Origin of the sequence: Spirillospora sp. NPDC000708, assembly GCF_040299565.1 — a bacterium.
GTDB lineage: Bacteria > Actinomycetota > Actinomycetes > Streptosporangiales > Streptosporangiaceae > Spirillospora.
In genome coordinates this window covers 60,716-83,955 of sequence record NZ_JBEPCJ010000020.1, presented here as the reverse complement: position 1 = coordinate 83,955, position 23,240 = coordinate 60,716, and the positions used below count along the sequence as shown (strand labels likewise).

Sequence of the window (23,240 nt, the reverse complement as noted above, 5' to 3'; positions counted from 1 at the left end):
GCGCCTGCTACTCCGGCTTGACCAGCGGGAACAGGATCGTGTCGCGGATGCCCTTGCCGGTGAACGCCATGATCATCCGGTCGATGCCGGCGCCCATCCCGCCGGTCGGCGGCATCGCGTACTCCAGCGCGCGCAGGAAGTCCTCGTCCAGCTGCATCGCCTCGGGGTCGCCGCCCGCCGCCAGCAGCGACTGCTCGGTGAGCCGGCGGCGCTGCTCGACGGGGTCGACCAGCTCGGAGTAGGCGGTGCCGAGCTCGGTGCCGAACCCGATCAGGTCCCACTTCTCGGTCAGCAGCGGCTCGCGCCGGTGCTGGCGGGTCAGCGGCGAGGTCTCCACCGGGTAGTCCATGACGAACGTCGGCTGGACGAGGGTGTGCTCGATCAGCTCCTCGAAGATCTCTTGGACGAGCTTGCCCTGCCCCCACTTGGGGTCCCAGCTGATGCCGCGGGCGTCGGCGAGCTTGCGGACGGTCTCGATCGGCGTGTGCGGGGTGATCTCCTCGCCGAGCGCCTCCGACACCGACCCGTACAGGGTGATCCGCGGCCATTCAGGCAGGCCGAGGTCGATCTCCACGCCGTCGTGGACGACCACGGACGTGCCGAGGGCGGCCACGACCGCCTTCTGGTACATCCGCTGGGTCAGGTCGGCCATGTCGTTGTAGTCGAGGTACGTCCCGTATGCCTCGAGCATGGTGAACTCGGGGTTGTGGGTGGAGTCGGCGCCCTCGTTGCGGAAGTTGCGGTTGATCTCGAAGACCTTCTCGATGCCGCCGACGACGAGCCGCTTCAGGTACAGCTCGATCGCGATCCGCAGGTACAGCTCCATGTCGTAGGCGTTGATGTGCGTCTTGAACGGACGCGCCGCCGCCCCGCCGTGGATCGGCTGCAGCATCGGGGTCTCGACCTCGAGGTACCCCTCCTCGTGCCAGAAGTCGCGGACGGCGCGCACGGTGGCGCTGCGGATCCGCGCCATCTTCCGGGCCTCGTCGTTGACGATCAGGTCGACGTAGCGCTGCCGCACCCGGGCCTCGGGGTCGGTGAGGCCGGCGTGCTTCTCCGGCAGCGGCCGCAGGCACTTGGAGGTGATCGCGAACCGGTCCGCCATCACGGACAGCTCGCCGCGCTTGGAGGTGATCACCTCGCCCTCGACGCCGATGTGGTCGCCGAGGTCCACCTCGCGCTTCCAGAAGTCGAGCTGCTCCTGCCCGACCTTCGCCAGCGACAGCATGACCTGGAGGTCGCCGGAGCCGTCCCGGATGGTGGCGAAGCACAGCTTGCCGGTGTTGCGGACCAGCATGACGCGACCGGTGACGCCGACCTTCTCGCCCGTCTCGGTGCCCGGCTCCAGATCCGGGTGTTTCTCCCGGATCTCGGCGATCGTCGCCGTGCGCGGGAAGGTCACCGGATAGGGGTCGACGCCGGCCTCGCGCAGGCGGTCGAGCTTCTCCCGGCGCACGCGCATCTGCTCCGGAAGGTCATCGAGGGTCTCGTCACTCACGGCTCAAGGCTATCCAGCCCACCGGACGCCCCGCGAACGAGTTCGGGGTGATCGCCCGGCCCGGCCGAGACGAGGGGGCCGAGGTCGCGGGCCAGGGCTGCGGCGATCGCGCGGAACGCGGCGACGCGCGGGTCGGTGTCGCCGCGGCGGGTCGCGAGGACGCTGCTGTCCCACGGCGCGTCCAGGATCGGGACGTACCGGACGCCCGGCCACGCGTAGAAGCGGGCGAACGACCGCAGGGCCGACCCGACGGTGCGCCCGGCGGCGATGCTGAGCATCACGTCCTGCGGGTGGCGGGCGACGTCCGGGCCGCGCCGCCCGCGCTCGCCGTTCACCGCCGGGGTGAAGTACAGGTAGTCGGTGAACACGCTCGGCGTGATGTCGGGCACGGCGACGATCGGCAGGTCGAGGACGTCGGCGAGGCGCAGCGCGCCGGCCTCCGCGACGGGGCCGTCCGCCGGGACGCCGACGATCCGCGGCTCGGTGGTCAGCACGTCGCTGGCGATCCGGTCGTCGTCGGGCGCCGGGCGCACGAACGCGACGTCCACCTTCCGCTCGACCAGCGCGGAGACGTGCTCGGTGAAGTCCAGCGGCATGATCGTCAGCCGGACGCCGGGCCGGGCCTGCCTGAACGCGCGGACGATGGCGGGTGTCAGCTCGGCGGAGCCGTGCCCCATCACGCCGACGCGGAAGGCGCCGTCGTCGTCGCCGCGCAGGTCGGCGACCGTGTCGGCGGCGGCGTCCACGGCCGCGAGGGCGGCCCTGGCGTGCGGCACGAACCGCCTCCCCGCCTCGGTGAGCCGCAGCGGGGACCGTTCCAGCAGCCGGACGCCGAGGTCCCGTTCGAGCCGCTGGACGTGCGCGGTGACCGCGGGCGGCGACAGGAACAGCCGGGCCGCGGCCCGCGCGAACTGCCCTTCCTCGACGACCGCGAGGAAGGAGGCCAGCTCACGCAGTTCCATGCTCGTCACGGTAACCGGCCGCGGGCCGTTCACGAATCGCGAAGCGGCAGAGGAGGACGGTTCAGGACGTTCTAGACAGGGATCATGACCAGCGATCCGTCCCTTCCGTCCGGTACCGCCCGCTGGCTCCCGATCGCTTCGATCATGTTCGGGGTCGGCTGGGGCGCCAACCAGTTCGCGTCGCTGCTCGGGCTCTACACCGACCGGCTGCATCTCGGCGACGGCGGCGCGCAGGCGATGTTCGGCGTGTACGCGCTCGGTCTCGTGCCCGGGCTCGTCCTCGGCGGCCCGGCGTCCGACCGGTACGGCAGGCGCCGGATCGCGCTGCCGTTCGCGTGCCTGTCCGCGCTCGTCACACTGGTGCTGATGGCGGGCGTCGCGGCGCCGCCGCTGCTGTACGCGGGCCGCCTGCTCGCGGGGGTCGTGACCGGGGCCGTCCTGGCCGCGGGCACGGCATGGGTGAAGGAGCTGACGCCCGTCTCCGGGACCCGGATGACGGCGCTCGCCGTCTCGGCGGGCTTCGGCGCGGGCCCGCTGGTGTCCGCGCTGGTCGCGCAGTGGGCGCCGCACCCGCTGGTCACCGCGTACCTTCCGCACCTGCTGATCATGCTGCTGACGGTGCCGCCCGCGTTCCGCGTGCCGGAGACCCACGTCCCGCGCGCACACGTGAGCAGCTCAGCGGAAGGCCCTGACGGAGGACCCACCACGTCCGGGCGGGGACGGTTCGGGTTGTCGGGCGTCCGCAATCCCGCGTTCCGCCGGACGATCGCACCGGTCGCCATCTGGACGTTCACGGCACCGGTCAGCGCGTTCGCGCTGCTGCCCGCGGTCGTGCCCGTCCACCACCTGCCCATCGCCTACGCGGGCGCCATCACCGCGCTCACCCTCGCGTCCGGGATGGCGGCGCAGCCCGTCGCCCGGCGGCTGGAGGCGCGGCATCCGCGGCTCGTCGCCCGCGCCGGCCTCGGCGCGATCATCGGCGGGCTGCTGCTGGCCGCGCTGACCATCGCCACCGGCCTGCCCGAGATCAACGCGGTGGCGGCGGTCGCGCTCGGCGCCGGGTACGGGTTCGTGCTGACCTACGGCCTCGGCGAGGTCGCCCGGATCGCCTCGCCCGGCGAGCTCGCGGGCCTCACCGCCGTCGCCTACGCCCTGGTCTACGTGGGGATGTTCGCGCCGCTGCTGCTGACCGTCCTGGCCAAGGCGGTCCCGCTCGGCGCGGCCCTCACCGCCATGGCGGCGCTGGCGGCCGCGTGCCTCGTTTACGTCTCCCGGCAGCCGCGCATTCCCGGCCGGGCGCCCGCCGCGCGGGGCCCGGTCCCGGAGATTCCCGAGGTCAGGGAGTGTTCCGCTGGTAGATGAGCCGGAGCCCGATCAGCGTGAGCCACGGCTCGAACACGTCGATGCTGCGGGACTCCTCCAGCACCAGCGGCGCGAGGCCGCCGGTCGCGATCACGGTCACCTCGTCGGGCTCGTCGGTCAGCTCCTCCGACATCCGCTCGACGATCCCGTCCACCTGCCCGGCGAACCCGAAGATGATCCCGGACTGCAGCGCCTCCACCGTGTTCTTCGCGATCACGCTGCGCGGCCGGACCAGCTCGATCTTGTGCAGCTGCGCGCCGCGCGACGACAGCGCGTCGATCGAGATCTCGATGCCCGGGGCGATGGCGCCGCCCACGTACTCGCCCTTCGCCGAGACGGCGTCGAACGTCGTCGCGGTGCCGAAGTCGACCACGATCGCGGGGCCGCCGTGCGTGTGCACGGCGGCCAGCGCGTTCACGATGCGGTCGGCCCCGACCTCCTTGGGGTTGTCCATCCGGACGGGGACGCCGGTCTTGACGCCGGGCTCCACGATCACCGCCGGCACGTCGCCGTAGTAGCGGCGGCACATCTCCCGCATCTCGTGCAGGACGGACGGGACCGTGGAGCACAGCGCGATGCCGCTGATGTCGGTCTCGGCCAGCAGCGGGCTCTGCTGGACCAGGCCCTGGAGGACCACCGCGATCTCGTCGGCGGTGCGCCGCGGATCGGTGTTGATCCTCCAGTGCTCGATGACCTCCTCGCCCTCGAACAGCCCGAGGACGGTGTGGGTGTTACCGACGTCGATGGTGAGCAGCATCCGGTCCCCGCTGGTCAGGAGAAGTCAAGGCCGATGTCGAACACGCGCGCCGAGTGCGTCAGCGCACCGACGGCAAGGTAGTCCACCCCGGTCACGGCGACGTCTCGGGCCCGCTCCAGGGTAAGCCCACCGCTGGCCTCCAGCTCCGCCCGGCCCGCCACGGTCCGCACCGCCTCGGCCATCTCCGCGTCGGTCATGTTGTCCAGCAGGATGCTCTTCGCGCCGACCGCGAGCGCCTCCTCGACCTGCTCGAGGGTGTCGCACTCGACCTGGACGTGCAGCGACGGGTACACCGCGCGGATCGCCTCGTAGGCCTTGGTGACGCTTCCGGCCGCCGCGACGTGGTTGTCCTTGATCAGCGCGGAGTCGTGCAGGCCCATCCGGTGGTTGACGCCGCCGCCGCAGGCCACGGCGTACTTCTGGAGCGCGCGCAGGCCCGGCAGCGTCTTGCGGGTGTCGCGGACCCTCGCCTTCGTGCCCTCCATCGCGTCCGTCCAGCGGCGCGCGGCGGTCGCGATCCCGGACAGGTGGGTCAGCAGGTTCAGCGCCGTCCGCTCCGCGCGGAGCACGGCCCGGGTGGGGCCCTCGACGGAGATCAGCACCTGCCCGGGGACGACCCGGTCGCCGTCCGCCGCCTTCGCCTCGTACGCGACGTCCAGCAGCTCGAACACGACCGCGGCCACCGGGATCCCGGCGACGACGCCCGCCTCCCGGGCCCGGAAGTCCCCGGCCGAGGCCGACTCCGGTGCGAAGATCGGCTCGCTGGTCACGTCGACCGGGCCGTCCTCCTCCAGGGCCGTCTGGACGAGGTTTTCCACAGCCTGTGGATCGAGCCCGGCGTCCTTGAGCCGCTGCGAGAGTTCGGGTGTCACTGGTCGTCCCCTTCCAGAGGTTCGTATGCCGTCGTCAGGACGTTCCCCGCCAGCCGCGTGACCAGATGCCCGCGCCAGCCCGCGTCGGAACGTTCCGGGAAGTCCTGCCGCCAGTGGCTGCCGCGCGTCTCCTCGCGCAGCCGGGCGGCCGCGACGATGGCGGACGCCACGGTGTGCAGGTTCGTGGCCTCCCACGCCTCCACCCCGGGCTCCGCGCCGCCGTGCGGGAGCGCGGCCAGCTCGCGCGCCGCCGTGTGGAGCCCCTCGGCTCCCCGCAGCACCCCGGCGTGCGAGGTCATGATCCGCTGGATCTCGCTCCGCGCCCCCGGGTCGACCAGCCCACCGGCCCAGGGCGCACCCGGCGCCGCGCCGGGCGAGGTCGCCGTGTCGAGCGAGGTCGCCGTGTCGAGCGAGGCGGCCGGGTCGGGCGGCGCGGCGGTGCCTGCGAACTCGGCGGCCGCCAAGTCGTCGGTGAGGGCGATGGCGATGCGGGCCGCGAAGACCAGTCCTTCGAGGAGGGAGTTGGACGCCAGCCGGTTCGCGCCGTGCACGCCCGTGCAGGCGACCTCGCCGCACGCGTACAGCCCGGGCACGGACGTGCGCCCGTACAGGTCGGTGCGGACGCCGCCGCTGGAGTAGTGGGCGGCGGGGACGACCGGGATCGGCTCGGTCACCGGGTCGATGCCGTGGTGCCGGCACGCCGCCAGGATGGTCGGGAACCGCCGCTCCCACATCGCCGCGCCGAAGTGCCGGCCGTCCAGCAGCATGCAGGGCTCGCCGGTCTCCCGCATCCGGTTCATGATCCCCTTCGCGACGACGTCGCGCGGGGCGAGTTCGGCGAGCTCGTGGCGGCCGACCATGAACCGCTCGCCGGAGTGGTCGATCAGGTGGGCGCCCTCGCCGCGGACGGCCTCGGAGATCAGCGGCTGCTGCCCGCGCGCGTCCTCGCCGAGCCACAGCGGGGTCGGGTGGAACTGGACGAACTCCAGGTCGGCCACGGCGGCGCCGGCGCGCAGCGCGAGCGCGACGCCGTCGCCGGTCGACACCTCGGGGTTGGTGGTGGCGGAGAACACCTGGCCGAGGCCACCGGTGGCGAGCACGACGGCGCGAGCGCGGACGGCGCCCACGCCGTTCGGCTGGCCCTCGCCCATCACGTGCAGGGTGATCCCGGCGGCGCGCCCGGCGGCGTCCTTCAGCAGGTCGAGGACCAGGGCGTGCTCGATGACCTCGACGCCGGAGTCCTTCAGCTCGGCGAGCAGCGCGCGGCTGATCTCCGCGCCGGTGGCGTCGCCGCCGGCGTGCGCGATGCGGCGGCGGTGGTGGCCGCCCTCGCGGGTCAGCGCGATCTCTCCGTCGCCGGAGCGGTCGAACGCGGCGCCGAGGTCGATGAGCCCGCGGACGGCGTCCGGGCCCTCGGTGACGAGCACGCGGACGGCGGCCTCGTCGCAGAGCCCCACCCCGGCGGTGAGGGTGTCGGCGAGGTGCTCCTCGGGGCTGTCGTCGGGGGCGAGGGCGGAGGCGATGCCGCCCTGCGCCCAGCGGGTGGACCCGGCGTCGAGCAGCGCCTTGGTGACGAGAAGCACGCGCCCGTGCGGGCGGCAGCGCAGCGCCGCGACGAGACCGGCGATGCCGGAGCCGATGACGACGACGTCGGCGTCGGCCGTCCAGCCGGGGGCGGGGGCGTCGAGAACGGAAGGGATCATGAGCCCTCCTCGGGGTTCGGTTCTCGTCATTGTGACATTATCCCCGGCGGCCTCGGATGCCCGGCCCCCGCCTTCGGGATGAATCCCCAGATGGCAGGGCGGCCGCGCACCCCCCTCCCGGGAGGTGCGCGGCCGCCCTGAACCGCTGCCGCCGCGTCCTCAGCGCGCCACGAGGTCGCCCCGCACGTCGTCGCCGCCGGGGACCGGCTCGGCCGGGTCGGACCCCAGGGAGACGATGGCGTTCGAGCGGTCGACGTGCACCACGCGCGGCTCGAACTCGCGCGCCTCGGCGTCGGTCATCTGCGCGTACGCGATGATGATCACCAGGTCGCCGGGCTGCACCAGGCGGGCCGCCGCCCCGTTGATCCCGATCACGCCGGAGCCCCGCTCGCCCGCGATCAGGTAGGTCTCCAGGCGGGCGCCGTTGTCGATGTCCACGATGTGCACCTGCTCGCCGGGCAGCAGGTCCGCGGCGTCCATCAGGTCCTGGTCCAGGGTGAGCGAGCCCACGTAGTGCAGGTCCGCCTGGGTGACGGTGGCGCGGTGGATCTTCGACTTGAACATCGTCCGGAACATCAGCGCTCCTTCGGGGTGACGAGCTGGAGGGGCAGGTTGTCGATCAGGTGGGTGGAGCCGACGCGACCCGCGACGGCGAGCACGGCCGGACCGGTATAGCCGGTCGTGACCTGCAAGAACGTGGACGGGTCCACGAGCACGAGGTAGTCGAGTTCGAGCGGCGGGTCGGCGGCGGCCGCCTGGTCCAGCACGGCGCCCGCAGCGGCGACCACCGCGTCCGGGCCCTCGTCCGCCGCGTCCACGCCCGCGTACAGCGCCCTGGACAGGGCGAGCGCGGTGCGCCGGTCGCCCTCGGACAGGTACCGGTTCCGGCTCGACAGGGCCAGCCCGTCCTGCTCGCGGACGGTCGGGGCGCCGACGATCTCGACCGGCACGTTCAGGTCCGCGACCATCCGGCGGATCATCGCGAGCTGCTGCGCGTCCTTCTGCCCGAAGACGGCCACGTCCGGACGCACCAGGTTCAACAACTTCAGGACGACCGTGAGCATTCCGTCGAAGTGGCCGGGGCGCGCGGCGCCCTCCACCCGCTCGCCCATCGGGCCGGACTTGACCGTGACCTCGGGCTCGCCCGGGTACATGACCTCGCGGGACGGCGCGAACACGATGTCCGCGCCCTCCGCCGCGCACGCCTCAAGGTCGGCTTCGAACGTCCGGGGATAGCGGTCGAAGTCCTCGTTCGGGCCGAACTGCAGCGGGTTGACGAAGATGCTTACCGCCACCGCGTCCGCGCGGCGCCGCGCCTCGCGGATCAGCGACCGGTGCCCCTCGTGCAGCGCCCCCATGGTGGGGACGAGCGCCAGCGTGCCCTTCGCGTCGGCACGGGCGGCGGCCAGCTCCTCGCGCGTCGCGGCGATGACGGGCGTCACGACGCGTCCTCCGGCTCGCTCACTGATCCTCCCTGGTCGGTCCTGCTCGGTGCTCGTCGGTCCTGCTCGGTGCTGTTCAGTGCTGTTCGCTGGTCCGGCGGTCGCTCGCCGCCGGCGGTCCGATGCCCGGCGTCCACGGCGTCCATGGCGTCCTCGGCATGCGGTGGCGGCCCGGCCGTCAGTCGGCCAGCGCTTCGAGGAGGCGCTCGGCGGCCTCGGGTTTGAGGAGCCCCGCGGCGAGCGCGCGGTCGGCGGTGAGGCGGGCCAGCGCGATGTAGGCGCGGCGGCTCTCCGCCGACACCTTCCCGAGCTCGGCGACGTGGTCGGCGACCGTCCCGGCGTCGCCGCGCGCGACCGGGCCGGTCAGGCCGTCGATGCCGAGCCGCAACGCGTTGTCGAGGGAGGCGCCGAGCAGCGGGCCGAGCATCCGGCCGGGCTCGCCGACGCCCGCGGCGCGCAGCAGGTCCATCGCCTCGACGACCAGCGTGACCAGGTGGTTCGCGCCACCGGCGAGCGCCGCGTGGTACAGCGGGCGGCGCTCCTCGGTGATCCACACCGGCTCGCCGCCCATCTCGACGACGAGGGCCTCGGCGACCGGGCGCAGCGGTTCGGGCGCGGTGACGCCGAACGAGATGCCGGTCAGCCGGTCGACGTCGTCGGGGCGCCCGGTGAACGTCATGACCGGGTGCAGCGCGAGCGGCAGCGCCCCGGCGCGGGTCAGCGGGTCCAGGACAGCGGACCCGTACCGCCCGCTGGTGTGCATGACGAGCTTCCCGGTGACGGGGACGCCCGCCGCGACCAGGCCGGCGGCGAGTTCCGGCAGCGCGTCGTCGGGGACGGTCAGCAGCACCAGGTCGGCGGCGGCCACCGCGTCCTGCGGGGTGACGACGGCCGCACCCGGCAGCCGCTCCTCCACCCTCTCTCGGGACCGGTCGGAGACCGCGGCGGCGGCGACCACGCGGTGGCCGGCGCGGGCGAGCGCCGCGCCGAGGGCCGTGCCGACGCGTCCCGCGCCGACGACGCCGACGGCGAGCCGGGCGGGCCGGTCCTCGGGCCGCGTCTCCCCGGCCTCCGGCCCGTCTCCGGGCGCGGCGGAGTCAGGCGTGAATGGGTCCATCTGTTCGTTCCAGTCCTCAGTTGGGTACCGGACGTGCGCGCCCAGCGTACCCGCGGGTCCCGGGCGCGCGTTCCGGTGGGTCTTCCGGTGCTCCGGTGACGCCTTGACGGTACGGGCGCCACGAACACCATCACACATCGGTGATGATCCGGCTACCCGGCGTAACGCCTCCGTCGGCGGGCGGGCCACACTTCGCGGGTCACGGATCGTGAACCCTTGCGGCGGCCCGGAACCGGGGCGTAACCATGGTTGTGACGACGTCGTCACGCAAGGTGAATGGCAGCAATGACCAGGGCGCTCCGCCCCCGACGAGATGGAGCAGACTTTGATCAGGACAGCCCTCAAGACCGGCGCGGTCGTCGCGACCCTCGCGGGGACGGCCTTCGCCGCCGTCCCGGCCAACGCCGACACCTACAACCACAACACCGCCGTCGGCAACACGACGAACGTCTTGATCGTCGGCGGCTACGGCGTGACCTGCGGCTCGGTCTCCGTCGGAAGCCAGTCCGGGACGGGCTGCAACGGCAACCACGTGCACAATCGGCACAACCACAGCGGCGCCGGCGGCTGGATCGGGCACCGCTGGTGACGAGGTGACGCCGCCGCGGGGCCGCCCGGCAGCCCGGGGCCGGACCCTTCCCGGCCGCCCCTAGGGAGGTTCCCGCGGAGCCTTCGTCCCGCCGCAACGCCGTCCCCGCGGCGCGGCGAAGGAAGTGTCCGTGACGCGACGCGCCCGGATTCGGTGACTCTCCGAATCCGGGCGCTCGTCACGCTCCGTGCTCATCCCTCCGCCAGCGGCCGGTGCGGCTGACCGGTGCGGCTGACCGGTACGGCGACCGGTACGGCCGGTCGCCGGTGCGGCTAGTCGTGGGCGAGGGACTCGACGATCGACGCCTTGGCCGCGCGGCGCGCCGGCATCACCGCGGCGAGCACCCCCGCCGCCCCCGCCAGCAGCACGAACCCGACCACCTGGACGTAGGGCAGGGAGAAGATCGCGCCGTCCTCCATCGCGTTGGTGGCCGCCCAGCCGAACGCCACCCCGAGCACGACCCCGGTGACCGCGCCGATCACGGCCATGACCAGCGCCTCCACCGACAGCATCCGGCGCAGCTGCCGCCGGGTGAGGCCGAGGGCGCGCAGCAGCGCCGACTCGCGGGTCCGCTCCACCACCGACAGCGTCAGCGTGTTGGCGATCCCGAACAGCGCGATGACGATCGCCAGCCCGAGCAGCCCACCGAAGATCATCAGCATCATGTCGATGGCGTCGCTCACGCTCTTCTCGAACTCGGCGGACGAGTACACCTTCGCGGCCGGGTAGGGGCGCGCCGCCACCTCGACGGCCTTGCGCGCGGCGTCGGGGGGCACCCCGTCCCGGTCCTTGATGTAGATCGCCGAGTCGTCGGGCGCGGCGAAGTAGCGGGTGAAGTCCGCCTCGGGGACGACCAGCGCCCCGAGGGTGGTCGCCGGAGTGCTGAACACCGCGGCGATCCGCACCGGGGCGGTGCCGTGCGCCGTCCGGACCCGGACGGTCTGCCCGACGCTCATGCCGTGCCGCTTCGCGACCCCCTGCTCCACGATCCCGGTCCCGGGCTTCAGCCCGCCCGCGGCCAGCGCGGACGCCGACCCGTGCACGAGCTTCGGCTTCAGCACCGTCCCGAGCGCCGACCCGGTCAGGCTCGCGACGTTGGTCTCCTTGCCGTCGACCTTGGCGTCCTTGGCCAGCAGCTCGAACACGTGGGAGAACTCCGGCCGCTTCCGGAGCGCCTCGGTGAGGCCCTGCGGCGCCCGGCCGCCGCCGTCGCCGGTCCGCGTCTGCACCTGGAACTCGGCCGGGTACTGCTCGGCCAGCTTCTCCGCCGACGTCGCCTTGCTGCTGGCCGCGACGACGGCGAACAGGCTCATCAGCCCGATGCCGACGGTCAGCGCGATCGTCGTGGTGGCGGTGCGGCGCGGGGACCGGCGCGCGTTCGCCACCGCGAGCCGTCCCGGCACCCCGCCGAGCCGCGCCGGGACGGCCCCGGCGAGGCGTCCGAGCGGGCGCACCAGGGCGGGCATCGCGGTCACCACGGCGAGGAAGAACACGGCCCCCGCGAGGGCGACCGTGTACATCGCCGTCTGGCCTTTCTCCATGGTCACCGACCCCATGACGCCGAGGCCGAGGCCCGCCGCGCCGAGCAGCACGGCCAGCGCCGTCCGGATCGGCCCGAGCCGGAACCGGCCACCGCCCGGCTCCGTCTCCGAGCGCAGCGCCGCGACGGGCGCGACCCGCGTCGCCGCCCGCGCCGGCAGCAGCGCGGACAGGACGGTCACCACCACGCCCACCGCGAGGCCGATCGCGACCGTCCGGGCCGACAGGGCGACCCCGTCCATCCGCACCCTGTCGTTCACCTGTGCCATGACGGCGACCGCCCCGGCGCCGAGCCCGACCCCGGCGAGGATGCCGAGCACCGACCCCGCCAGCCCGACGGCGAACGCCTCGGTGACCACCCCGCCGAACACCTGCCGGCGCGTCGCGCCGACGCAGCGCAGCAGCGCCATCTCCCGCATCCGCTGCGCGATCAGGATGGAGAACGTGTTGTAGATGACCAGCGCCGAGACCAGCATCGCGACCAGCCCGAAGATCAGCAGGCCGGCCTGGATGATCTCGGTGTCGGCGCCCGCCGAGTCCGCGAGCCGCTTCCCCAGCTCCTTGCCGGTGTAGACCTCGTACTCGCCGCCGACCGCGGCCTTCACCGCCGGCTTGGTCCCGCCGAGGACGTCGATCTCCTGGTACTTCTTCACGCCCGTCATCGCGAGCGCGGTCGCGGCGTCGAAACCGACGCCGCCCCGGTAGCCCGCCTCCTCGTCGATGCCGAAGTCGACGAGCCCGACGACCGTGAAGCGGTGCGGGCGGTTCGCGTGGTCCAGGACCGTGACCGCGTCGCCGACCTTGTAGCCGGACCGGTCCGCGAGGTCCTTGCCCAGCACCGCCTCGGACGCGCCCGACGGCGTCCTGCCCTTGGTGACGTCGTAGCGCAGCAGCTTCCCGGACGGCACCGAGATCCCGACGGTCGGCAGGTCGCCGACGGTCTTGCCGTCCTTGCCGACCAGAGCCGCGTCGCCGCGCACCGTGCCCTGCGCCTGCGTCACGCCCGGCACCGCCTTGACGCGGTCGAGGACGCCCAGCGGGATGCCGGGCTCGTCCTTCGGGCCGGTGTCCGTCCGCGCGTCGGGCTGGACCGCGACGTCGACCTTGTCGGCCGACCGCGCGAACGTCCGCGCGACGCCCTGGTTCATCGTGTCGGTCAGCACGAACGTGCCGGAGATGAAGCCCACGCCGAGGGTGATGGCCACCGCCGTCAGCAGCAGGCGCAGCTTGTGGGCCCGCAGGCCCGCCAGCGTCGTCCTCAGCATCGGGTCAGGCCCCCAGGCTCTTCAGCCGGTCCAGCACCGCGTCCGGCGTCGGCTCCAGCAGCTCGGACGTGATCACGCCGTCGCGCAGGAACACCACCCGGTCGGCGTAGGACGCCGCCACCGGGTCGTGCGTGACCATCACGATGGTCTGGCCCATCTCGCGGACCGAGGCGCGCAGGAACCCCAGCACCTCCGCGCCCGCGCGCGAGTCCAGGTTGCCGGTCGGCTCGTCCGCGAAGATCACCTCGGGGCGGGCGACGAGCGCCCGCGCGCACGCGACGCGCTGCTGCTGGCCGCCGGACAGCTCGCTCGGCCGGTGCCCGAGCCGGTCCCGCAGGCGCACTACGTCCACCACCTGGTCGAACCAGGCCCGGTCCGGCTTGCGGCCCGCCAGTTCCAGCGGCAGCAGGATGTTCTGCTCGGCGGTGAGCGTCGGCAGCAGGTTGAACGCCTGGAAGACGAACCCGACGCGCTCGCGGCGCAGCATCGTCAGCTGCCGGTCGCCCATCCCGGTGATCTCCGCGTCGCCCAGCACGATCCGTCCGGCGGTGACCGTGTCCAGCCCCGCCAGGCAGTGCATCAGCGTGGACTTCCCGGACCCGGACGGGCCCATGATCGCGGTGAACGCGCCGCGCGCGAACCCGACGCTGACCTCGTGCAGCGCCCGCACGGCCGCGTCGCCCGACCCGTACACCTTGGACACCCCGGCGGCGGCGACCGCCGGCGGTGCCGCGGCATGGGGCGCTCCCCCGGACGGGCTGGTGAACGTGCTGGTCACGGCGACTCCTTCGTGGACGGATACGACCGTGATCAACGCTAGGAATCCGCGCCGCCGCTGCCATCGGCCGAGCGGCTCCGCTCCGTGTCAGCTTTCCGGCTGCCCCGGCGCGCGGCGTACGACCTGAGGCGTACGCACCCGTCACCCGTTCCGCCGACCCGCCGCGGGCGCCCGCCCGTCCCCCGCCACGTCGGCCCCCTCTGCACGTGCGCCCTGACCAGCACATCCCGTCACCGGGGCACGGACGCGAAGGCGCCGGAGGCCTCCGTGGGACCTCCGGCGCCTCGGTGCCGGGCCGTTGCGCGCCCGGCGCGGCCGATCAGCCGTTGTCGACGGACGCGCCGCCCTTGCAGCCCGCGCCCGCGATGCCGACGACGGCGACGGCGTTGCCGCACACGTCGATCGGGATCGAGATCGGGGCGTTGATCTGGTTGCCGCCCAGGATGGAGAAGTTGCCACTGGTGTGGTTGCCGTTGAACTGGCCACCGTGGCCATGGCCCTTGCCATGACCGTGGCCGTGGTCCCAGCCCCCGGCGTACGCGGGGGCCGCGGCCAGAACCGAACCGGCGACCGCGAAACCGAGGATGCCGGTGGCGGCGAGCTTCTTGAACACGAGAGTCCTCCGTACCGGGCCGAGGGCCCGAAGCGAATATTTCCAGAGCCCCCTTCAGAGGGCGTCGCGTACGGTAGTTACCCAGCTACTCTGCGGTAATCCAATAGTGCGGCCCAGCATGACGGCAAATAGTCACCAAGCAGTAATCATGACGTTACAAAGAGTAACCGTTTTGCTCGCATTCGCCGGACCTGTCGCAAAGGTCAGCGCGACCACTCGCGCGCCGCCAGAAGCCCTACGTCGCCAAGATGAATCCAAAGCACGGCCTCGCCGACGCTTCCGCGGCGCGAACCGCCCCGCGAAGCCGGGTTTCACCACCCGCGACCAGCCGTAACAACTCCCCGCACTCAGAGAGAGCCACGCGCCGTCCGCCCCATCGGCAACGCCGGAACTCCAACGGCCGACGCGAGCGGGAGCCGACACGAGCGGGAGCCGACACGAGCGGGAGCCAATGCGAGCGAAAGGCCGACATCGACGAGGGGCACCGGCCACCACGAAGGCGCCGGAGGCCCCCATGGGACCTCCGGCGCTTCGATGCCGGGCCGTTGCGCGCCCGGCGCGGCCGATCAGCCGTTGTCGACGGACGCCCCGCCCTTGCAGTGGGCGGCCGCGATGCCGACGACGGCACCGACGGCGTTGCCGCAGACGTCGATCGGCACCGAGATCGGGATGTTGACCTGGTTGCCGCCCAGGATGGAGAAGTTGCCGCTGGTGTGGTTGTTGTTGAACTGACCACCGTGGCCGTGGCCGTGGCCCTTGCCATGGCCGTGGTCCCAGCCGCCGGCGTACGCGGGCGCCGCGCCCAGGGCCGAACCGGCCACCGCGAAACCGATGATGCCGGTGACGACGAGCTTCTTGAACACGAGAGTCCTCCCGTACCGGGCCGACGGCCCGAAGCGAATGTTTCCAGAGCCCTCCGCAGAGGGCATCGCGTACAGTAGTTACCCTGATACTCTCAGCTACGGGACCGGCGCGGCCCAGCACGACGGCAATTGGTCACCATAAAATGATCATGGACTTACCAAGCGTCGCCGCTTTGACCGCTTTTCACCAGGCCTGTCTCGTAGGCGAACACCACCGCCTGCACCCGGTCCCGGAGCCCCAGCTTCATCAGGATCCGGCCCATGTGCGTCTTGACCGTCGCCTCCGAGACAAAGAGCCGGCCCGCGATCTCCGCGTTCGACATCCCCCGCGCCACCAGCCGCAGCACCTCGCCCTCCCGCTCGGTCAGGCTCTCCAGCGCGCCGCTCGCCCTCTGCTCGGTGTCCGGCAGGTGCAGCGCGAACCGGTCGAGGAGCCGCTTGGTGGTGCTCGGCGCCACCACCGCGTCCCCCGAGTGCACCGCCTTGATCGCCTCGATCAGCTGCGCCGGGCCCGCGTCCTTCAGCAGGAACCCGCCCGCGCCGGCCTTGATCGCCGCGAACGCGTACTCGTCCAGGTCGAACGTGGTCAGGATGATCACCTTCGGCGCCCCGTCCCCACCGTGGCCGCCTGCGGCGCGACCGGACCCGCCCCACTCGCCCGACACCACCCGCCGCGTCGCCTCGATGCCGTCCATCCGCGGCATCCGGACGTCCATCAGCACCACGTCCGCCGCCGTCGTCCGCAGCAGGTCGAGGGCCTGCTGCCCGTCCCCCGCCTCGCCCACCACCACGATGTCGGGCTGCGCGTCCAGCACCATCGTGAAGCCGGCCCGCACCAGCTCCTGGTCGTCCACCAGCACGACCCGGATCGGCCCGGCGTCCAGTTCGTCGTCCATCTCCATCACGTCTCTCCTCACAGCGGACTCGGTCCCGCGGCACGCCTGGCGCCCGCCCTCCACGTCCTACGCTCCCACCCGAACGCCCCGCTCCCACCCAACCCGGCCCACGCAGCCACACCCCCGCGCCCCCACCACGCCACCGCCCGCCCGGTCACCCCCACTGCCACACCAAGCCACCGCCCACACGGTCACGCCAGGGGGTCACTCCGCACGTCACCACTCCCCACGCCACCACTTCGGGCGGTGCTGGTCACGGCGCCGCCGACTGCGTGGGCATGGCAGTCGGTCACGCGGCTTCTCCCGTCGGGATCCTCGCGACCACCTCGAAGCCGCCGCCTGGACACGGCTGAGCGTGGACGCTGCCGCCGTACACCGCCGCGCGTTCCCGCATCCCCGCGAGCCCGTGGCCCCGTCCGTCGTCGGCCGCAGCAGCACCGCGCCCGTCGTCGTGCACGCGCACCTCGACCGCGTCCCCCGCGTACCGGAGCCGGACCGTCGCGGCCACGCGCGGACCGCCGTGCTTGAGGGTGTTGGTCAGCGCCTCCTGCACGATCCGGAACACCGTCAGCTGCCGGCCCTCCGACATGTCCGGCGGCGAACCGGCGACCTCGTACGTCACCGGCAGTCCGGACGAGCGCACCTGCTCGACCAGGTCGTCCAGCTGCGCCACGCCCGGCTGCGGCGCGTACGCCCCCGCGTCGTCGCTCTCCCGCAGCACCCCGAGCAGCCGCCGCATCTCCGCCAGCGCGTTGCGTCCCGTCTGCGAGATCGTCTCCAGCGCCTGCCGAGCCCGGCCCACGTCCGTGTCGATCGCGAACGACGCGCCGTCCGCCTGCACCACGATCACGCTGACGTTGTGCGCCACCACGTCGTGCAGTTCCCGCGCGATCCGGGCCCGTTCCGCCGCCATCGCCATCTTCACCTCGGCGTCGCGCTCCTGCTCGAGCCGTGCCGCCCGTTCCTCCAGCGAGCTCAGGTAGGCCCGGCGCGTCCGGATGTGCAGCCCGAGGATCCACACGCCCGCCACCAGGGCCGACAGCATCAGCAGCGTCGACCGCTGATCGGCACGCCCGGACGCGTACCGCAGCGCCGCCATGACCGCGCCCAGCTCGGCGGTCAGCGCCGCCGCCAGCCCCCAGCGGAACGTGAAGTCCGCCGCGACGGTGTACAGGCCCATCAGGACGACCATGTTCGCCGGGATCGGGACGATCCCCGCGACGCACTGGACGCAGCAGATCAGCGCCACCACGGCGAAGACCGTCCGCGGGAACGTCCGCCGCATCACCAGCGGCGCGACGAGCCCGACCGTCAGCGCCAGGTACTCCAGCCTCGGCACGGCCTGCGCGTCGCCCAGCCACGCGGGGAGGGAGAGCAGCACGACCGGGGCCGCGAAAAAGGCGTCGACCAGGGGTTTCCTGCCGCGCAGCCAGTCCCAGAACCTCCCGACCATGCGCACAGCGTATGTACCGCCAGGTCAGCCCGGGATCAGCCGCAGGTCGGACCGCCGTCCGCCGCAGGGATGGTCCGGCCGCGGCGGGACCGCCCGGCGGCCGCCGCACGGTAACGTCACGGTCGTGGAGGCGTTGGTTACCGAGTGGCTGACATGGCGCACCGCGATGGAGCGGGCACTGTACGGGGAGGGCGGCTTCTACCGACGGGGCGAGCGCCCCGCCGAGCATTTCCGCACCTCGGTGCACGCCTCGCCGCGCTTCGCCGCCGCGATCGCCCGGCTCCTGATCGACGTCGACACCGCCCTCGGCCACCCGGATCGGCTCGACCTCGTCGACATCGGCGCCGGCTCGGGCCGCCTGCTCGCCAACATCCTGGCCGGTCTCCCGTCCGGCATCACCTCCCGCCTCGCGCCCACCGCCGTGGAGATAGCACCACGCCCCTCCGACATTCCGGCGTCCGTCACCTGGCGCGCCGACCTCCCCGACCGCATCACCGGCCTCGCCGTGGCCAACGAGTGGCTCGACAACATCCCCCTCGACGTCGTCGAGCGCACCCCGGACGGCGTCCGCACCGTCCTGGTCGATCCGTCCAGCGGCGGCGAGCGCCCCGGCGCCGAGCCGTCCGCCGAGGACCGCGACTGGATGGACCGCTGGTGGCCTCTCCGCGAGCCCGGCGACCGCGCTGAGATCGGCCATCCGCGCTGCGCCGCGTGGGCCTCGGTGATCGGACGCCTCGACCGGGGCCTCGCGATCGCGGTGGACTACTCGCACGCCCGCGACTCGCGTCCCCCGTACGGCACCCTCACCGGCTACCGGGACGGCGCCACGGTCCCCGCCGTCCCGGACGGCTCGTGCGACGTGACGGCGCACGTGGCCCTGGACGCCTGCACCACCGCGGGCGAGCGGGCCGGCGCCACGTCCACGCTCCTCACCACCCAGCGCGCCGCCCTCCTCGCCCTGGGCCTGTCGGGCGCCCGGCCGCCCCTGGCGATGGCCCACACCGACCCGCGCGGGTACGTCGCCGCCCTGTGCCGCGCCGGTGAGGACGCGGAACTCCTCGACCCGTCCGGCCTGGGCGGTTTCGGATGGCTCGCGCAGACCGTCGGCATTCCGCTGCCGCCGTCCCTGTCCTCGCCGCCCGCACGCTGACCCGCGATCTCGCCCTTACCTGCCAGCCGCCCGCACGGCGAAACCACTACTGACGACCGAGACCCCTCGTACCGCCTTGCGCTCCCGGAAGACCGTCCCAGGACCACGGGCCGTTGGTGCTCAACCCACCACGGCACTCAGCACTCGACGTGCAGAGCCTGAAGCCCGCGCAGGACGAACCCGGGCTTCCACTCCGGCTCGGAGACCAGACGGAGTCCCGGTGCCAGCCGGAGCAGCGCCGACAGCGACTCGGCCAGCTCGATCCGGGCCAGCGGGGCGCCCAGGCAGTAATGGATGCCGAGGCCGAACGTGATGTGCGGGTTCGGGTCCCGGGCGAGGTCGAGCCGGCCGGGGTCGGCGAAGACGGCCGGGTCGCGGTTGGCGGAGGCGAACTGCAGCGCCACCTCGGCCCCGCGCGGGATGTCCACGCCCGCCACGGTGATGTCCTCCAAGACCCACCGCTCGAACATCGGCGCCGGAGTGTCGTACCGCAGCAGTTCCTCGACGGCCGTGGGGACGAGCGACGCGTCCCCGCGCAACCGCTCCAGCTCGCCGGGGTTGCGGAACAGCGCCCACCAGCCGTTGCCGGTCGCGTTGACCGTGGCCTCGTGGCCCGCGTTGAGCAGCAGGACGCAGGTGCCGATCAGCTCGTCCTCGGTCAGCCGGTCGCCCTCGTCGACGACCTGGGCGAGCGCGCTGATCAGGTCGTCGCGCGGCTCCCGGCGCCGCGACCGGGCCAGGTCCCGCAGGTAGTCGGAGAACTCCACCGCGGCCCGGACGGCCGTCCGCTGCACCTCCTCCGGCGGGTTCAGCTCGTACATGCCGCAGATGTCGGCGGACCAGGGACGCAGCAGCGGCCGGTCCGCCACGGGCACGCCGAGCATCTCCGCGATCACGTTGACCGGCAGCGGCTCCGCGACCTCGGCGAGCAGGTCACCGCCGCCCTTGGCGGCGAGCGTCCCGGCCAGTTCCCCGGCCAGCCTGCGGATCGTCGGCCGCAGCCCTTCGACCATCCGCGCGGTGAACGCCTTGGACACCAGCCGCCGCAGCCGCGTGTGGGTGGGCGGCTCGACGTCGAGCATCCCGGCCCGGATGAGGTCCCAGAACGGCTTGAGGAACTCCGCCTCCGGCTGCTGCCCGAACTCCTCGTGCCCGGCCACGTGCAGGTAGGAACGGCCGAGCCGCCGGTCGCGCAGCAGCGCGTCGACGTCCGCGTACCGGCTGATCACCCACTGGCCGGTCGGCTCGTGGAAGAACGCCGGCCGTTCCTCCCGCAGCCGCGCGAACACCGGATACGGATCCGCCACGAATCCCGGCGCCCACGGCTCATACCCCAAATCGCTCATCCACCGACAATACGACCAGCACCCCGCCCCAGAGCGAGCCCGAACGAACCACAACGACCGCAGCCGGACGCGCACGAACAGGCCAGTGGGCGGGTGAGAGCGGGCGGGTCAGGGGGCGCGGAGGTGGGTGAGGCTTTCTGGGCTCAGGTGGCGGGCCAGGACGTCGAGGGCGTTCGTCACCTCGGCGAGGTGCTCGCTTCCGCCGAGGGCCGCGACCAGGGCGGCGTCGATGGTGGTCGCGCGCACCTCGGCCACGCGGTCGGACACCTCGTCGGCCTTGCGGGCCAGGGAGCGGCGGCGGTCGTCCGGGTCGGGGGCGGTCACCACCGAGCCGGTCTTCCTGAGCCGCGCGACCGCCGTGGAGACCTGGCTCTGCGGCAGCCCGGTCCGCTCGGCGATCTCCCCGATGGCGCTGTCCGGATGGCCGACGATGTCGCTCAGCACGATCAGGACCGCGCGGGTCCCGCCCGCCGGGCCGCCGCGCGGCGCCGGCATGGCCTCTTCGCCGATCTTCATCAGGGTCCGTCCCAGCAGGAACAGCTCGACTCCGTTCACACCTCCCAACTTACATCTGGACAGATATATCTATTTCGATGTATCTATAGAGATGTGTTCACCGACCGCCGGTGAGCCGACCGATGCGGAGGACGACGGATGGACGCGACCAAGACCGCGATGCTGCGGGTGCCCGGCGCCGAGGTGTACTACGAGGTCCGAGGGGACGGCCCGTTGATGGTCATCGGGCAGAGCGGCGAGGGGGACGCGCGCCGGACCGCCGACCTGGTCGACCGCCTCGCCGAGCACTACACGATGGTCACCTACGACCGCCGCGGCCTCTCCCGGACGCGGGTGGAGGACCCTTCGGTCCCGGTGACGCCCGCCATGCACGCCGAGGACGTCCACCACCTGCTCTCCGCGCTGACCGACGAGCCGGCCCTCATGCTCGGTTGCAGCCTCGGCGCCCTCTACGGTCTGCACCTGGCCGCAGCGCACCCCGGCCAACTCGCCGCACTCATCGCCCACGACCCTGCGACCCCTGGCCTGCTGAAGGACCACGACCGGGCCGACATCGAACGCCGGCTCGGCGAGGTCGAGGCCGCGTACCGGGCGGACGGCTGGCGCGCCGCCGTGCCGCTGGCCGCCGCGCTCACCGGTCTCGACCCGGCCCGGATCGAGACCGAGGCCGGGGTCATCGCCGCTCCGATGACCGAGGAGCGCGCCGCCGACTTCGGCTACTACCTGGCCAACGACATCCCCCAGTGCCGCGTGGACACGCTGGGCGCCGCGGAGGTCCGCGCCGCCGCCGCGCACACCCGGATCATCCCCGCCGCCGGTAAGGACTCCAAGAACGCGTGGAACCACCAGTGCGCCGTGGAACTGGCGGCGCTGCTCGGGCGCCCGGTCGAGGAGTTCCCGGGCGGCCACAACGGCAACACCTCGTTTCCCACCGGCTTCGCCGCACGCGTCCACGAACTGTTCACGCCGACCTCCTGATCCGCGGATCGGCTCCGCCCTTCGGGCGGAGGGCCGCCGCCCTTCGCCGCTGCGAGGGGATGACCGCCACCCATGTTCGACGGCGCCGAACGGTCAGGAAAGGCGAACGTGATTCTGTGGATAACCGGTCAGCGCGCGGCCCAGTGGGCCGGGTCGCCCGCGGTGCTGCGGGCGGCCTGGGCGCGGCGCGCCTCAGACTCGACGATCACCCTGGCCTCGCCGATCTCCCGGTCGGCGGCCGCCACCTTCACCGGTCCCGGCGGCGCGTCCACGTGGACGGTGGCCAGCCCGAAAACGCGCTGCACCGGGTTCATGGTCAGGCGGACGCTCTGCGCGCGCGCGTGCGCGATCACGTCCGTGCGGCGGCACGGCCACCCGTGCCGAGCCACGAACACCACGTCGTCGGCCCCGGCCCCGTCCGCCCGGTCGATCGCGATGGCCTTCGACGAGGCGGGGACGAGCGGCACCGCGTCCACGTGCGTGCCGGGGAAGACCTGCGTGACCAGGTGCATGGCGACGTGCCTCGGCGCGATCGGCAGCAGCGTCGAGGACAGCGCCTCCCGCTCCCCCGCGTAGCCGGCGACGGTCACCTCGACGCGGGCCCACCCGATCTTCCGCCAGATGGCTGGCTCGACGATGCTGACGGCCTGGATGCGGCCCGGCGGGAGCGTCTGCATCCGCGTCTCGAGCAGCCCGTAGCGCAGCCGTATCCCGTCCGGTGACATCGCGACCGTGAAGTTGGCGTACATCACCAGCGGCGCGATGACCGCGCGGATGAGCCCGAGCACGATGGGCAGCGTGACCGCCAGGATGCCGCCCTCGGCGTACACCACGAGGAAGACCAGGGTCGCGAAGAAGAGGATCCCCGTGCCGAGCACGGGCAGGCGGAGGATCAGCGAGGCGAGGAGGTTCCCGAAGGGGACGCGCCACATGTGCCGTTCCGGCGCCTCGGGCGTGGTCCCGGGGAGGCCCGCCGCGCGCGCGAGGAGTTCGGCGCGCAACTGCTGGGCGGAGTGGCGTCCGAGGTAACGCAGAGCGATCTCGCTCTGCTCCCCGCCCGCGAGTTCGACCCGGACCTCCGCCAGGGAGAACACCCGCGTCACCAGCGGACGGACGACGTCGATGGCCTGGATGCGCGAGAGCGGGATGCGGCGCTTGCCCTTGCGGATCAGGCCCGTCTCCACCACGAGGTCATCACCATCGATGCGGAAGCGCAGGCCCAGCCACGTCCACAGGCCGGAAACGGCGGCGATCACCGTCATGGGGAAGGACACGGCGAAGAACCGCGTCAGCACGGCGGGCGTGAGCTCCAGCGTGACGCCGCCGCTCGTCTGGGTCAGCAGCAGCGGGAAGCCGAGCAGGACGAAGTAGACGACGAGGAACACGAACGCGCGCAGCGGTGCCGTCGCCCAGTGCAGCCGGTGCGTGCCCTCGGAGAACCGGACCGGCGGCGGTGGCGGCCGGTAGCCGGGCGGCGGTCCATACGCTTGGGGCGGCCCATAAGGCGGTCCGGGCCGACCGTACGGACCAGGGGGCGGCCC

General features: G+C 73.0%; 21 protein-coding genes. 4 read left to right on the top strand and 17 right to left on the bottom strand.

The features are described from left to right. Positions 1-7: 7 nt before the first annotated feature. Both lysX and ABT299_RS16960 read right to left on the bottom strand, forming a co-directional pair. A complete protein-coding gene (gene lysX / locus ABT299_RS16965; protein ID WP_387031917.1) occupies positions 8-1,498 on the bottom strand; it encodes a bifunctional lysylphosphatidylglycerol synthetase/lysine--tRNA ligase LysX in 1,491 nt (496 codons plus the stop codon). After that, positions 1,495-2,460, bottom strand: a complete 966-nt coding sequence (locus tag ABT299_RS16960; RefSeq protein ID WP_500251337.1) for a LysR family transcriptional regulator — start codon at positions 2,458-2,460, stop codon at positions 1,495-1,497. Before ABT299_RS16960 ends, lysX begins: the two co-directional genes overlap by 4 nt. A gap of 84 nt (positions 2,461-2,544) precedes the next feature. Between ABT299_RS16960 and ABT299_RS16955 the strand changes: the two genes are divergently transcribed. Next, on the top strand, positions 2,545-3,822 hold the full coding sequence (locus tag ABT299_RS16955; protein WP_500251336.1) for an MFS transporter: 1,278 nt from the start codon (positions 2,545-2,547) through the stop codon (positions 3,820-3,822). On the opposite strand, the gene ABT299_RS16950 is transcribed toward ABT299_RS16955, so the two are convergent. The 6 genes from ABT299_RS16950 to ABT299_RS16925 all read right to left on the bottom strand — a co-directional run bounded on the left by ABT299_RS16950 (position 3,797) and on the right by ABT299_RS16925 (position 9,713). Beyond that, the gene (locus ABT299_RS16950) at positions 3,797-4,579 is read right to left on the bottom strand and encodes a type III pantothenate kinase (RefSeq protein WP_190859481.1); all 783 of its coding nucleotides are present in this window, start codon (positions 4,577-4,579) and stop codon (positions 3,797-3,799) included. The genes ABT299_RS16955 and ABT299_RS16950 overlap by 26 nt on opposite strands. Before the next feature lie 14 nt (positions 4,580-4,593). Further along, on the bottom strand, positions 4,594-5,451 hold the full coding sequence (gene nadC / locus ABT299_RS16945) for a carboxylating nicotinate-nucleotide diphosphorylase (RefSeq protein WP_500251335.1): 858 nt from the start codon (positions 5,449-5,451) through the stop codon (positions 4,594-4,596). Further along, the gene (locus tag ABT299_RS16940; protein WP_500251334.1) at positions 5,448-7,154 is read right to left on the bottom strand and encodes an L-aspartate oxidase; all 1,707 of its coding nucleotides are present in this window, start codon (positions 7,152-7,154) and stop codon (positions 5,448-5,450) included. Before ABT299_RS16940 ends, nadC begins: the two co-directional genes overlap by 4 nt. Positions 7,155-7,313: 159 nt before the next feature. After that, positions 7,314-7,730, bottom strand: a complete 417-nt coding sequence (gene panD, locus ABT299_RS16935; protein ID WP_190859488.1) for an aspartate 1-decarboxylase — start codon at positions 7,728-7,730, stop codon at positions 7,314-7,316. Beyond that, positions 7,730-8,596, bottom strand: a complete 867-nt coding sequence (gene panC, locus ABT299_RS16930) for a pantoate--beta-alanine ligase (protein ID WP_190859490.1) — start codon at positions 8,594-8,596, stop codon at positions 7,730-7,732. Before panC ends, panD begins: the two co-directional genes overlap by 1 nt. A 178-nt stretch (positions 8,597-8,774) precedes the next feature. Continuing rightward, on the bottom strand, positions 8,775-9,713 hold the full coding sequence (locus ABT299_RS16925) for a Rossmann-like and DUF2520 domain-containing protein (RefSeq protein WP_500251333.1): 939 nt from the start codon (positions 9,711-9,713) through the stop codon (positions 8,775-8,777). Between the two features lie 325 nt (positions 9,714-10,038). Between ABT299_RS16925 and ABT299_RS16920 the strand changes: the two genes are divergently transcribed. Then, positions 10,039-10,302: a hypothetical protein gene (locus ABT299_RS16920; RefSeq protein ID WP_190859494.1), complete on the top strand. Its 264-nt coding sequence runs from the start codon at positions 10,039-10,041 to the stop codon at positions 10,300-10,302. Between the two features lie 272 nt (positions 10,303-10,574). Here ABT299_RS16920 and ABT299_RS16915 read toward each other — a convergent pair whose 3' ends face one another. From ABT299_RS16915 to ABT299_RS16890, 6 genes are all read right to left on the bottom strand, one after another. Next, positions 10,575-13,106 carry an ABC transporter permease gene (locus ABT299_RS16915; protein WP_500251332.1) on the bottom strand — a complete coding sequence of 844 codons (2,532 nt, stop codon included), beginning with the start codon at positions 13,104-13,106 and terminating at the stop codon, positions 10,575-10,577. Positions 13,107-13,110: 4 nt separating this feature from the next. Next, a complete protein-coding gene (locus ABT299_RS16910) occupies positions 13,111-13,884 on the bottom strand; it encodes an ATP-binding cassette domain-containing protein (RefSeq protein ID WP_190859498.1) in 774 nt (257 codons plus the stop codon). 319 nt (positions 13,885-14,203) lie between these two features. Continuing rightward, complete coding sequence (locus tag ABT299_RS16905) at positions 14,204-14,497, bottom strand: chaplin family protein (protein WP_190859500.1); 294 nt, start codon at positions 14,495-14,497, stop codon at positions 14,204-14,206. 566 nt (positions 14,498-15,063) lie between these two features. Continuing rightward, entirely contained in the window at positions 15,064-15,360 is a 297-nt protein-coding gene (locus ABT299_RS16900; protein WP_347256808.1) for a chaplin family protein, read from the bottom strand. Positions 15,361-15,515: 155 nt separating this feature from the next. Continuing rightward, a complete protein-coding gene (locus ABT299_RS16895) occupies positions 15,516-16,262 on the bottom strand; it encodes a response regulator (protein WP_500251331.1) in 747 nt (248 codons plus the stop codon). A 283-nt stretch (positions 16,263-16,545) separates the two neighbouring features. Beyond that, the gene (locus ABT299_RS16890; protein ID WP_387031898.1) at positions 16,546-17,709 is read right to left on the bottom strand and encodes a sensor histidine kinase; all 1,164 of its coding nucleotides are present in this window, start codon (positions 17,707-17,709) and stop codon (positions 16,546-16,548) included. Positions 17,710-17,833: 124 nt separating this feature from the next. On the opposite strand from ABT299_RS16890, the gene ABT299_RS16885 reads away from it, so the two are divergent. Next, on the top strand, positions 17,834-18,859 hold the full coding sequence (locus ABT299_RS16885; RefSeq protein ID WP_347256809.1) for an SAM-dependent methyltransferase: 1,026 nt from the start codon (positions 17,834-17,836) through the stop codon (positions 18,857-18,859). 137 nt (positions 18,860-18,996) lie between these two features. On the opposite strand, the gene ABT299_RS16880 is transcribed toward ABT299_RS16885, so the two are convergent. Beyond that, positions 18,997-20,205, bottom strand: coding sequence for a cytochrome P450 (locus tag ABT299_RS16880; protein WP_500251330.1), 1,209 nt, complete (start codon positions 20,203-20,205; stop codon positions 18,997-18,999). Between the two features lie 108 nt (positions 20,206-20,313). Then, positions 20,314-20,760, bottom strand: coding sequence for a MarR family transcriptional regulator (locus tag ABT299_RS16875; protein ID WP_500251329.1), 447 nt, complete (start codon positions 20,758-20,760; stop codon positions 20,314-20,316). Positions 20,761-20,859: 99 nt separating this feature from the next. On the opposite strand from ABT299_RS16875, the gene ABT299_RS16870 reads away from it, so the two are divergent. Further along, entirely contained in the window at positions 20,860-21,699 is an 840-nt protein-coding gene (locus ABT299_RS16870; protein ID WP_500251328.1) for an alpha/beta fold hydrolase, read from the top strand. A 128-nt stretch (positions 21,700-21,827) separates the two neighbouring features. Here ABT299_RS16870 and ABT299_RS16865 read toward each other — a convergent pair whose 3' ends face one another. Further along, positions 21,828-23,084 carry a PH domain-containing protein gene (locus tag ABT299_RS16865; RefSeq protein WP_500251327.1) on the bottom strand — a complete coding sequence of 419 codons (1,257 nt, stop codon included), beginning with the start codon at positions 23,082-23,084 and terminating at the stop codon, positions 21,828-21,830. Between the last annotated feature and the right edge of the window lie 156 nt (positions 23,085-23,240).

What these genes read in the sequence shown, in the direction of transcription:
- ABT299_RS16960 (WP_500251337.1), bottom strand. Translation starts at nt 2,460, where the DNA reads ATGGAACTGCGTGAGCTGGCCTCCTTCCTCGCGGTCGTCGAGGAAGGG.
- ABT299_RS16955 (WP_500251336.1), top strand. Translation starts at nt 2,545, where the DNA reads ATGACCAGCGATCCGTCCCTTCCGTCCGGTACCGCCCGCTGGCTCCCG.
- ABT299_RS16950 (WP_190859481.1), bottom strand. Translation starts at nt 4,579, where the DNA reads ATGCTGCTCACCATCGACGTCGGTAACACCCACACCGTCCTCGGGCTG.
- ABT299_RS16940 (WP_500251334.1), bottom strand. Translation starts at nt 7,154, where the DNA reads ATGATCCCTTCCGTTCTCGACGCCCCCGCCCCCGGCTGGACGGCCGAC.
- panD (WP_190859488.1), bottom strand. Translation starts at nt 7,730, where the DNA reads ATGTTCCGGACGATGTTCAAGTCGAAGATCCACCGCGCCACCGTCACC.
- ABT299_RS16925 (WP_500251333.1), bottom strand. Translation starts at nt 9,713, where the DNA reads ATGGACCCATTCACGCCTGACTCCGCCGCGCCCGGAGACGGGCCGGAG.
- ABT299_RS16915 (WP_500251332.1), bottom strand. Translation starts at nt 13,106, where the DNA reads ATGCTGAGGACGACGCTGGCGGGCCTGCGGGCCCACAAGCTGCGCCTG.
- ABT299_RS16895 (WP_500251331.1), bottom strand. Translation starts at nt 16,262, where the DNA reads ATGGAGATGGACGACGAACTGGACGCCGGGCCGATCCGGGTCGTGCTG.
- ABT299_RS16890 (WP_387031898.1), bottom strand. Translation starts at nt 17,709, where the DNA reads ATGGTCGGGAGGTTCTGGGACTGGCTGCGCGGCAGGAAACCCCTGGTC.
- ABT299_RS16880 (WP_500251330.1), bottom strand. Translation starts at nt 20,205, where the DNA reads ATGAGCGATTTGGGGTATGAGCCGTGGGCGCCGGGATTCGTGGCGGAT.
- ABT299_RS16870 (WP_500251328.1), top strand. Translation starts at nt 20,860, where the DNA reads ATGGACGCGACCAAGACCGCGATGCTGCGGGTGCCCGGCGCCGAGGTG.